The following is an 8,745-nucleotide window of genomic DNA, read 5'->3' as shown; positions in this document are numbered from 1 at the left end:
AGCCCGACATCATCACGATGGGCAAGCCGATCGGCGATGGGCACCCGATGGGTGCCGTGCTGGTGCGGCCGCAACTTGTCGCCTCCTTCGGCTCGAACACCGGTTACTTCAACACTTTTGGCGGCAATCCGGTCGCTGCCGCCGTCGGCCTCGCCGTTCTGGAGGTGATCGAAGGTGAAGGACTGATCGAGAATGCGCGCAATGTCGGCGCCTATACGGCTGAGCTGCTGCGCGCCCTGCAGAGCCGGCGTGGCGCGGTCGCCGATATCAGGCACAACGGCCTTTATTTCGGTGTCGAGCTGACGGCGGACGGTGACGAGGCGCTGGCCGCCACCAAGACATCGGCGGTCGTCGAAGCCATGCGCGAGGACGGCGTGCTGATCTCGTCCTGCGGTCCGCGCGGCAATGTGCTGAAGATCAGGCCGCCACTGCCGTTTGCCAGGGACAATGCCGAGCAACTGGCCGAGACGCTCGATCGCGCGCTGTCGAACTGGTGATCGGGCCGATCGCATGCTGAAGCTCGAACATCAAACCCTGAATGACCGCGCTTATGGCGCGCTCAAGCAGGAGTTGATTTCAGGCGGCTTCAGCCCGGGGCAGACGCTGGTTATACGCAAGCTCGCCGAGACGTTCGGCATCTCGACCACGCCAATCCGCGAGGCGCTGCAGCGGCTTGTCGCCGAGCGACTGCTCGAGATGCAGAACAACCGCTCGGTCATCGTGCCGTTGCTGTCCGCGCCTGCCTTCGAGGAACTGACGCGCATCCGTATCGCCGTCGAGGGACTGGCGGGCGAGATGGCGGCGACCAGGATGAGCGAAAGCGGACTGGCTGACATACAGGCGACGCTCGCCGGCATGCAGCGTGCCATCGAGGCCAGCGACGCCAGGGCCTATCTCTCGTTGAACGAGGCGTTCCACTTCGCCATCTACCAGCATGCCGGCGCGCCGATCCTTTTGAACATGATCCGCGACCTCTGGGGGCGGGTTGGGCCTTATCTCAAGCTGCTGATGCAGGCCGATCGCTACATCCCGCACTCCAACGACGCGCATCGCAAGATCGTCGCCGCACTGGAGCAGCGCAGCGGCCCCACTGTGCGGGTCTTCATAGAAGAGGACATCGCGATGGCGGCCGCCGTGCTGTCGGCAAACCTTGACGCTGCCAGGTAGCCGTCGGCCTAGCTCGTCCCGTCCAGCCGGTCGCGCAGCATGCTCCAGCCGAGCAGCATGTTGGGCGCGTGCCGCAGCAAGGCATGGAACGGGATTGGCGCCGGCGACGCAAAGGGCAGCGGCAGGTCGCGGGCCTCGGTTCCAGAGGCCCAGTCCGCCAGCACCTTGCCCATCGCCGTGGTCATCGCGATGCCGCGGCCGTTGCAGGCGCGTCCGGCGATCAGGCCCGGACCGAGGTCGATCAGGTGCGGCAGGAAATCCGGTTCAACCGCTGCCATTCCCGACCAGCTGTAGGCAAGCGGCGGCAGGTCGGGCAGACCGAGATGCCGACCAAGCCTTCGCCAAATCGTCTGCGGTACGCGCGTGTCGGCACCAGCGCCAAGGATGTTCATGCCGCCGCTGATCAGCCGGTTTTCGGCGTCGAAGCGGAAGGTGAACAGATTGCGTCTGGTGTCACCGACGCCTTGCCCGCCGGGAAGCAACCGGCTGCGTACTTCACGGGGCAATGGCGCTGTCGCGATCTGGAAGACTTTCAGCGGGAAATAGGTTCGCTGCAATGACGGATTGAGGGACCAGCCATAGGCGTTGGTGGCGATCAGCACCTTGCCGGCGCGTACTGAGCCAGATGGGGTTTTCAGCATCCAGCCATCGGCTATGCGATCAACCGAGGCGACGCGCGTCTGCTCGAAGACCTTCGCGCCGGCTTTCTCCGCCGCATCGGCAAGCCCGCGCGCATAGGCGACCGGATTGAGCACGCCGCCGCAACGATCCATCCAGCCGCCGGCATAGCCCGGCACGCCCGTCAGGGCTTCGATTTCCTGCCGATCCAATGTGACTGCCGGCCGGCCAAGCTGTGCCCATTGCCCGGCACGTGACTTGACCTTCTCGAAGGCGGCAGGCGAATGCGCAGGCTGGATCCATCCGTTCTGCACGGCGTCGCAGTCGATGCCGTGCTGCCGGATCAGGCGGAAAACCAGGTCGGCGCTGCCGGCGGCGAAATCGATCAGCCTTTCGCCGCGCGACGGTCCGAGATGGGCCAGTATGTCGACTGGATCCATTTTGGCGAAGTTCGGCACGACAAAGCCCGCATTCCTGCCGGTCGCACCCCAGGCGATGAATTCGGCTTCGAGAACGGCGACGGAAAGGCCTTTCCCCGCCGCGTGCAGCGCGGTGGAAAGACCGGAAAAGCCACCGCCGACGATGGCCAGGTCGACAGCGAGCCCGCTCTGCAGCGCCGGCCGCTCGCGGCGGTTGCGGCTGACGGCATGCCACAGCGAAGCGCCATGCGTTTCCCGCCGAACCGTGGCATTCATGACGGCGAAATGCTCCTGGCCGTCGCCGCCTTCGCCCGCTTATCTAACCAGGACCGCCGCGGTCTGTCGCCGAATAGGCCGTTCGGCCGGATCAGCAGTATGACGCAGAGCATGACGCCGATGGCGGCGATCTGCAGCGCGGCGGCGCGAGCCTGCTGTTCCGGCGGGAAGAGGATGCTGGTCAGCGTGCCCGATCCGGCCCATATCGCCCACACCAGGATGCTGCCGATGACGGCGCCGAGATTGCTGCCGGAACCGCCGACGATCAGCATCACCCAGACCTGGAAGGTCAGGATCGGCAGATAATTGTCCGGCGCGATGAAGCCGGTGAAATGCGCCTGCAGCGCGCCGGCCAGCGCCATGATGGCGCCGCCGACGGCAAAGGCCTGGACGCGGTAGAAACGCGCGCTCTTGCCAAGCGAGATCGCCGCCCGCTCATCCTCGCGCAACGCCTTCAAGACCCGCCCCCACGGGCTGCGCGACAAATGTTCCAAGGCGAGATAGGCGATCAGCGTCACCACCGAGACCACGCCAAGGTTGGACAGGTTGAACAGCAGCGGCGTCTCGGCAAGGCTGCCGAAGGGGCGCGGAATAAAACCGATGCCGAACGGGCCGCCGGTCAGTTTCTGCGCGTTGAGCGCGACCAGTTGCACGACGACGGCGACGCCGAAGGTGGTGATCGCCAGATAGTCGGATTTCAGCCGCAGCGTTGCCATGCCGGTAAGCGCTGCAGCGATGCCGCCGACGACCATGGCGCCCGCCCAGCCGACAAGGATCGGCAGGCCGAAGCCGCCCAGCCGCGCGGCATCGTCCGGTGTGGTCAGCAGCGCCGATGTGTAGGCGCCGATGGCGACGAAGCCGGCGAGGCCGACATTGAACAGCCCGGTCAGGCCCCACTGCAAATTGAGCCCTAGCGTGACCAGCGAGAAGATCAGCGCTGTGGTCAGGAAGAAGGCGCCGTAGCCGAGCAGGTCCATCAGCGTTCCCTCACACCAAACAGGCCGATCGGCCGCACGAACAGCACCGCCATCAGGATGATGAAGGAAACGGCGGCGCGCCACTCGGCGCCGATCAACTGCACCGCACCAGCCTCGGCGAGCCCGATGATCAGGCCGCCGAGCACCGCACCGGGAATGCTGCCGATGCCGCCGAGAATGGCGGCGGCGAACATCGGCAGCAGCATGTCGAAGCCCATGAACGGGCGGATCTGCACCAGAATGCCGATCATCACGCCGGCGACGCAGGCGAGAGCGCCGCCGATGACCCAGGTGACGCGCACCACGCTGGCGACATCGATGCCGACGATGCGGGCCAGCGCCGCGTTCTGGCTCAAGGCCTGCATCGAGCGGCCGGTCTGCGTGCGCGTTATCAACAGATGCACGCCGAGCACCAGCACCGCGGTCAGCAGCAAAAGCGCGATCTGGTCGGGTGTGATGCGGATGCCGAAGCCGATCGGCATGGCGATCTGGATCGCGCGGCTGAAATAGGTCGGCCGCGAGGTGAAGGTGAATTCGAGCAGGCTTCTCAGCGCCATCGAGGCGCCGAAGCTCGCCATCACCACGATGATCGCCTGGCCTTGCGAGCGAAGCCGCGAAAACAGCACCTTGTCGAGCAGCAGCGCCAAGAGCGCGGTGAAGGCCATGCCGATAACGAGCGCAACAATGAGCGGCCAGCCGAAGGACAGCGGTGCGATCGGCGCCACCTTGCCTACTGTCGCACCGATGGCGCTGACGACGGCCAGCGTCGCATAGGTGCCCCATGCCATGAAGTCGCCATGGGCGAAGTTCGAGAAGCGCAGGATCGAATAGGTAAGCGTCACGCCGATGGCGCCGAGGCCGATCATCGAACCCGTCAGCAATCCGTCGACGACAAATTGCAGGCTCATGCCTCACCTCCTTTCCCTGCCTTAGATGGGCGCTGGCCGAGATAGAGTTCGGCGACCACCGGATCGTTCCACAATTCGGAGGCGATGCCCTCGTGCCGGTCCTTGCCTTCGACCAGGACATAGGCGCGGTCGCCGATGGCGAGCGCCGCCTTGGCATTCTGTTCGACCAGCAGGATGGTGACGCCGGACTTGCGGATGCCGGCCAGCATCTCGAACACCATCGAGACGAATTTCGGCGACAGGCCGGCCGACGGCTCGTCCAGCACCAGCACTCTGGGGTGGACGATCAGCGCCCGTGCGACAGCGAGCATCTGCCGCTGTCCGCCCGACAAATTGCCGGCGGCGGTGCGGCGCTGGCGGACGAGGTCTGGGAAGGCGGCATACATCTCCTCGATGCGGGCAGGGATTTCGCGCCGCTCGAGGACGCCGCAGGCGACCCTGAGATTGTCCTCGACCGACATCAGCGGGAAGATGTTTTCGGTCTGCGGCACGAAGGCCAGTCCAAGCCGCACCATGGTGTGGGCAGGCGCAGCGGTGATGTCCTTGCCGTCCAGAAACACCGTGCCACCGGTGATCGGGACGAGGCCGGCGATGGCCTTGATGAAGCTCGACTTGCCGGCGCCGTTGGGGCCCAGCACGACGACGATCTCGCCTTTTTTGACAGTGATCGAGGCGCCGCGCACGATCGGCACGCCGGGCTCGTAACCGGCTTCGAGGTCGCGGACTTCGAGGACGATCTCGCTCATGCCGCGCCTCCGAGATAGGCCTCGATGACACGTGGGTCGCGAGCGACTTCTTCGGCCGTGCCTTCGCTGAGCAGCTGGCCGCTCGCCATGACGAGGACGCGATGGCAAAGCCGCGTCACCATATCGATATTGTGCTCGATCAGCAGGAAGGTGATGCCACGCGCGTTGATGTCCCGGATGCGGTCGATGATGACCTCCAGCAGCGTCGCGTTGACGCCGGCCGCCGGTTCGTCGAGCAGTATGATCGCCGGGTCGGCCATCATCACGCGGGCGAGTTCGAGCAGCTTGCGCTGGCCGCCGGAAAGCACCCGCGCCGGCTCATGCGCGAGATGGGTGAGGGTGACCAGTTCCAGCAGTTCGAGCGCCTTTGTCCTGGCGGCTCTTTCCTGCGCGGCGACGCGCCATGGCGTGATGAAATTGGCGAGCAGCTTTTCGCCGGCCTGGCCCTGTGCGGCCAGCATAATGTTTTCGATCAGCGTCAGATTGGGCAGCGGGCGCGGGATCTGAAAAGTTCGGCCAACGCCATGACCGATGCGCAGATGCGCGGCTTCGCCCGAGACAGGCGTGCCGTTGAGTAGGATCTCGCCGCTGGTCGGCAGGATGCTGCCGGCGAGCAGGTCGAACATCGTCGTCTTGCCTGCACCATTGGGGCCGATCAAGCCGAGGATTTCTCCCGCTTTGACGTCAAACGAGACATCGTTGACCGCGACAAGGCCGCCGAACCGCCTGACGACATTCCTTGCCGTCAGAACCGGCGCGCGGGTTTCCCCTTGCCGTTTGGTTGCCTCGCTCATCAAACCCTCTGGCCGAAGACGATCGTTGCCGTCTCCTGATTATGATTTGTGATCACACTTGCTTTGATCACGCTATTCGGCTTTAATTTCATCCGCAAGCCGAAAACCGGCCAAGAACGGAATTCCATGCAAAAGGCTGCCATCGAAAAGAACAACGAGGCGATCGCGGCCCAGCTTGCGCCAGTCGGCCGCGAAACTGTGCAGGACCGCGTCTACTCGGAATTGCGCCGCGCCCTGATCGGCGGCCTGTTCGAGCCGAGCCAGGTGCTGACCATCCGTGGCCTAGCTGACGCCTTGGTCACCTCGACCATGCCGGTGCGCGAGGCGCTCGGCAGGCTGATCACGGAAAAGGCGCTGGAGGCGCTGCCCAACCGTTCGGTGCGTGTGCCGCCGATCACATTGGAACGGCTGGATGATCTCTTGCGTGCCCGCATCCTGATCGAGGGCGAAGCGATCGCGCTGGCCGCCGCCCGCATGGGCCCGCGCCAGATCGCCACCATCGAAACCATTCTCGGCGAATGGGACGAGATGCGGGCGCTGAAACACAAGAAGGACGTCGATCGCGAAGTGACGCTCAATCAGAGCTTTCATTTCGAGATCTACCGCTCCTGCGGCTCGGCCGTGCTGATCCCGATGATCGAGAGCCTGTGGCTGCAATCGGGGCCCTGCATCCGCGTCGCTATCTATGCCTTCTCGGAGGCCGGCGAAGTCGACACCGCCCAGTATCACCGCCGCATCGTCATGGCGCTGTCCACGCAGGATGCGCAGGCGGCGCGCGAATCGCTTGTCGCCGACATCAGCCGCCCCTTCACCTTCCTGCGCAGCAAGCTGCAGGCCGCCGCCGCGAAAGACCAGACATGACCGCCATCAGGATCACCGAGCCGCGCTCGCAGCTTTCCGTCACGGCGCTGCTGCTGCCCGAGAAGGCACCGGAAAACGCTGCCTTCCTCTCGGCCTATCTCGGCACGCCACGTGTCGTCCCTGGCATCCATGCGATGTGGACGGGGCCGGAAATCTCCTGTCCGGTTCCCGCGGCCGATCTCGAGGGCCAGGCCTATGCGAAACCGTTGCCGGCCGAGAACGCGACGCTGACGCCGCAGCCGGGCGACATCGTGCTTTCCTACGTGCCGCCACGCATGTGGGGCGGCAATCCCAATGCGATCTTCGACATCGGCCTCTACTACGGGCAGGGCGCGCGGCTCTTGTTCCCGATCGGCTGGCTGGCCGGCAGCGTGGTGGCGCAAGTGCGCGTCGAAGAGCGTGACCGGTTCGCCGCCGCTTGCGGTGTCATCCGCCGCAACGGCGCCTGCGATGTTACCTTCAGCCTGATGGAGGCTTGAATGGCCGACGACAGTTTCGAGCTGTTCGATCTTCGCGTCGAGGCGGTCATCCCGGAGGGCAAGCCGATCTATTGCGGCGCCAAGGAAGGCGACTATTTCGAACTTAAGGGCGAGATGCTGTCGATGCCGGCAGGGCAGGGTTTTTCGATCTATTCGCTCGCCGCCGTCTTGCCTCTGCTGGCGGCCAAGCAGCGCCCAACCCACCCGAACGACTGGATGACCTCGGACGCGGAGATCGCTTGTCCCGATCCCAATTGCGCCAGCCGGCTGAGGATCGTCAGGATGGCCAAGCGGCGGTTCAGCCACGCCGAGACCACGGCGGTGCCGCTGCCTAAAGAGGATGACCTGAGATGAGTGCCAACACCTTCGAACTCGGCTCTGGCTACACCATCTCGCGCGTCATCCGCGGCGGTTGGCAGCTGGCCGGCGGCCACGGCGCCATCGACCGCAGCCAGGCGGTGGCCGATCTGATCGCCACCTTCGATGCCGGCATCTGGACCTATGATTGCGCCGACATCTACACCGGCGTCGAGGAATTGATCGGCGCCGCGCGCCTGCGACTGGCCAGTGAGCGCGGCCTCGATGTCGCCGCCCGGATGAAGGTGCACACCAAGCTGGTGCCCGACCTCGAACGGCTGGCCAGCATCAGCCGCGACTACATCAGGAGCATCGTCGACCAGTCATTGCGGCGGCTGAAGACCGAGCGGCTCGATCTCGTTCAGTTCCACTGGTGGGATTATGACCAGCCTCGCTATGTCGAGGCGATGGGCTGGCTCGACGAGCTTCGGCTTGAAGGCAAGGTGCGCAATCTCGGCACCACCAATTTCGACACGCCGCGCCTGGCTGAAATCCTTGCCGCCGGCATACCGCTGGTCAGCCAGCAGCTGCAATATTCGGTGCTCGACCAGCGGCCTGGCAACAGCTTGGCGAACCTCGCCGCCAAACACGGCGTCAGCTTCCTCTGCTATGGCTCGGTGGCCGGCGGCTTTCTCAGCGACAAATGGCTCGGCGTGGCCGAACCGGCCACGCCGCTCGAAAACCGCTCGCTGGTGAAATACAAGCTGATCATCGACGATTTCGGCGGCTGGGGCCTTTTCCAGCACCTGCTTCAGGCGCTGAAGGCCGTTGGCGACCGCCACGGCGTCGACATCGCCACCATCGCCAGCGCCTGGGTGCTGGAGCAGCCGCAAGTGGCGGCCGTCATCGTCGGCGCCCGCAACCAGGCGCATGCGCTGGCCAATGCAAAGATCATGGACGTTGCGCTCGACGCCGAAGACCGGGCGCGGATTGCCGCTGTCATCGCGCAAGGCACCGGTCTCGAGGGCGACGTCTACACGCTGGAGCGCGACCGTCACGGCCGTCACGGCTCGATCATGCACTACAACCTCAATGCGGGGAAGAAATGAGCGACGAGCCCTCCCTGTTTTCACGCGCCAGCGCCGAAATCATCGACCTGCACCGCTTCTTCGTCGACTGGTTCGTCGCTGCGCGCGCCAACAC

11 protein-coding genes are annotated in these 8,745 nt (G+C 65.0%); 6 read left to right on the top strand and 5 right to left on the bottom strand.

Going from position 1 to position 8,745, the window contains the following annotated elements; translation table 11 throughout:
* Both EN964_RS15845 and EN964_RS15840 read left to right on the top strand, forming a co-directional pair.
* Positions 1-497: aminotransferase class III-fold pyridoxal phosphate-dependent enzyme (locus tag EN964_RS15845; protein ID WP_127276525.1), on the top strand; the 497-nt coding region annotated here is incomplete at its 5' end.
* A gap of 13 nt (positions 498-510) precedes the next feature.
* A complete protein-coding gene (locus EN964_RS15840; RefSeq protein ID WP_127267839.1) occupies positions 511-1,167 on the top strand; it encodes a GntR family transcriptional regulator in 657 nt (218 codons plus the stop codon).
* Between the two features lie 8 nt (positions 1,168-1,175).
* Here the strand turns inward: EN964_RS15840 and EN964_RS15835 are convergent, their stop codons facing one another.
* From EN964_RS15835 to EN964_RS15815, 5 genes are read right to left on the bottom strand one after another with little or no spacing between them, the layout of a single operon-like run.
* Positions 1,176-2,480, bottom strand: coding sequence for an FAD-binding oxidoreductase (locus tag EN964_RS15835; protein WP_127276523.1), 1,305 nt, complete (start codon positions 2,478-2,480; stop codon positions 1,176-1,178).
* Positions 2,477-3,460: a branched-chain amino acid ABC transporter permease gene (locus tag EN964_RS15830; RefSeq protein ID WP_164748655.1), complete on the bottom strand. Its 984-nt coding sequence runs from the start codon at positions 3,458-3,460 to the stop codon at positions 2,477-2,479. The genes EN964_RS15835 and EN964_RS15830 overlap by 4 nt, the downstream gene beginning before the upstream one ends.
* A complete protein-coding gene (locus tag EN964_RS15825) occupies positions 3,457-4,365 on the bottom strand; it encodes a branched-chain amino acid ABC transporter permease (protein ID WP_127271373.1) in 909 nt (302 codons plus the stop codon). The genes EN964_RS15830 and EN964_RS15825 overlap by 4 nt, the downstream gene beginning before the upstream one ends.
* Positions 4,362-5,111, bottom strand: a complete 750-nt coding sequence (locus tag EN964_RS15820; protein WP_127272525.1) for an ABC transporter ATP-binding protein — start codon at positions 5,109-5,111, stop codon at positions 4,362-4,364. The genes EN964_RS15825 and EN964_RS15820 overlap by 4 nt, the downstream gene beginning before the upstream one ends.
* Positions 5,108-5,905 carry an ABC transporter ATP-binding protein gene (locus tag EN964_RS15815; protein WP_127270676.1) on the bottom strand — a complete coding sequence of 266 codons (798 nt, stop codon included), beginning with the start codon at positions 5,903-5,905 and terminating at the stop codon, positions 5,108-5,110. Before EN964_RS15815 ends, EN964_RS15820 begins: the two co-directional genes overlap by 4 nt.
* A gap of 126 nt (positions 5,906-6,031) precedes the next feature.
* Here EN964_RS15815 and EN964_RS15810 point away from each other — a divergent pair, with 126 nt between their 5' ends.
* The 4 genes from EN964_RS15810 to EN964_RS15795 are packed head-to-tail and all read left to right on the top strand — an operon-like array spanning position 6,032 to position 8,651.
* Positions 6,032-6,766, top strand: coding sequence for a GntR family transcriptional regulator (locus EN964_RS15810; RefSeq protein WP_127270675.1), 735 nt, complete (start codon positions 6,032-6,034; stop codon positions 6,764-6,766).
* Complete coding sequence (locus EN964_RS15805) at positions 6,763-7,245, top strand: DUF3830 family protein (protein ID WP_127270673.1); 483 nt, start codon at positions 6,763-6,765, stop codon at positions 7,243-7,245. Before EN964_RS15810 ends, EN964_RS15805 begins: the two co-directional genes overlap by 4 nt.
* Complete coding sequence (locus EN964_RS15800; protein WP_127270671.1) at positions 7,246-7,599, top strand: TIGR04076 family protein; 354 nt, start codon at positions 7,246-7,248, stop codon at positions 7,597-7,599.
* Positions 7,596-8,651 (top strand): aldo/keto reductase, encoded by a 1,056-nt coding sequence (locus EN964_RS15795; protein WP_127272524.1) that lies wholly within the window; start codon positions 7,596-7,598, stop codon positions 8,649-8,651. Before EN964_RS15800 ends, EN964_RS15795 begins: the two co-directional genes overlap by 4 nt.
* Positions 8,652-8,745: the final 94 nt, after the last annotated feature.

Source organism: Mesorhizobium sp. M7A.F.Ca.CA.001.10.2.1 (assembly GCF_003998575.1).
Lineage (GTDB): Bacteria > Pseudomonadota > Alphaproteobacteria > Rhizobiales > Rhizobiaceae > Mesorhizobium.
The sequence above is the reverse complement of the archived record's forward strand: the minus strand, read 5'-3'. Positions and strand labels throughout refer to the sequence as shown.

Excerpts from the sequence above, each read along its gene's own strand:
- EN964_RS15800 (WP_127270671.1), top strand. The coding sequence starts at position 7,246 with ATGGCCGACGACAGTTTCGAGCTGTTCGATCTTCGCGTCGAGGCGGTC.
- EN964_RS15820 (WP_127272525.1), bottom strand. The coding sequence starts at position 5,111 with ATGAGCGAGATCGTCCTCGAAGTCCGCGACCTCGAAGCCGGTTACGAG.
- EN964_RS15835 (WP_127276523.1), bottom strand. The coding sequence starts at position 2,480 with ATGAATGCCACGGTTCGGCGGGAAACGCATGGCGCTTCGCTGTGGCAT.
- EN964_RS15825 (WP_127271373.1), bottom strand. The coding sequence starts at position 4,365 with ATGAGCCTGCAATTTGTCGTCGACGGATTGCTGACGGGTTCGATGATC.
- EN964_RS15815 (WP_127270676.1), bottom strand. The coding sequence starts at position 5,905 with ATGAGCGAGGCAACCAAACGGCAAGGGGAAACCCGCGCGCCGGTTCTG.
- EN964_RS15795 (WP_127272524.1), top strand. The coding sequence starts at position 7,596 with ATGAGTGCCAACACCTTCGAACTCGGCTCTGGCTACACCATCTCGCGC.
- EN964_RS15810 (WP_127270675.1), top strand. The coding sequence starts at position 6,032 with ATGCAAAAGGCTGCCATCGAAAAGAACAACGAGGCGATCGCGGCCCAG.
- EN964_RS15805 (WP_127270673.1), top strand. The coding sequence starts at position 6,763 with ATGACCGCCATCAGGATCACCGAGCCGCGCTCGCAGCTTTCCGTCACG.
- EN964_RS15840 (WP_127267839.1), top strand. The coding sequence starts at position 511 with ATGCTGAAGCTCGAACATCAAACCCTGAATGACCGCGCTTATGGCGCG.